A 344-nucleotide genomic window follows, 5' to 3' on the forward strand; every position below is an offset into this window, starting at 1 on the left:
CAGCGCTTGCGAGAACAGCTTCAGATCACGGCACAGCGTGACGAAGCGCCGACATACGTTGCGGATGCCTGCGCCGTTGTCACGACGGAACTCAGCAATGGTCTTGAAGTCCGGCGCGAGGCGACCCGTGAGGCACACCAATTCAACATTGCGTTGGCACTCCCGTTCCAGGCGACGACTCGATTGAACCCGGTTCAGGTAGCCGTAGATATAGATCTTCAGCAGCACGCCCGGATGATAGGACGGGCGACCAGTAGTCGACGGCATCGCGCCATCGAAGCCCAGTGATGCAAGATCAAGTTCCTCAACAAACGCCTCGATGATTCTGACCGGATTGTCTTCGG

Annotated in this window: 1 protein-coding gene; it reads right to left on the reverse strand. The window is 57.8% G+C overall.

What is annotated here, in order from left to right:
- Nucleotides 1-344, reverse strand: a 344-nt coding sequence (locus P0D89_RS54340) for a transposase (RefSeq protein WP_408371612.1), incomplete at both ends; no start/stop codon positions are given.

Source organism: Paraburkholderia sp. RL18-085-BIA-A, from assembly GCF_046027075.1.
In the GTDB taxonomy this organism is placed as follows: Bacteria; Pseudomonadota; Gammaproteobacteria; order Burkholderiales; family Burkholderiaceae; genus Paraburkholderia.